The organism is Gemmata algarum, assembly GCF_034097035.1.
GTDB lineage: Bacteria > Planctomycetota > Planctomycetia > Gemmatales > Gemmataceae > Gemmata > Gemmata algarum.
Map to the genome: position 1 here is coordinate 1 of NZ_JAXBLV010000154.1, position 336 is coordinate 336.

The 336-nt window shown below is 64.3% G+C and carries 1 pseudogene; it reads left to right on the top strand.

From position 1 onward, the window contains the following. Positions 1 to 78: 78 nt before the first annotated feature. A pseudogene (locus tag R5W23_RS12270) lies at positions 79 to 336 on the top strand (transposase); the annotation flags it as partial.

Consider the following 336-nt stretch of genomic DNA (forward strand, 5'->3'; position numbering starts at 1 on the left):
AAATCTATTTGCGGACGGACGGCCCTGCCCCTGGGTGCGGTGTTCGATCGGTTCGTTGAGGAGAGCCCGCTGAGCGTCATGTCTCGGGCCACCATCGAACACGCGCTGTCGGCCTCGGCCCTGGATGCGTTATTCGAGCACACGGCGGAGGCGGGGTACACGCAGGCGTTGCTGTTCTCGACGGTGGTGGAGTTGATGAGCCGGGTGGTGTGCGGGAAGGCACATCACGTGCGATCGGCCGACCCGCACATGGTGGATCGGATCCCGGTGACCCTAAAGTCGGTGTACGAGAAGCTCCAGAACATCGAGCTCGGGGTGTCGGCGGGGTTGGTGCGG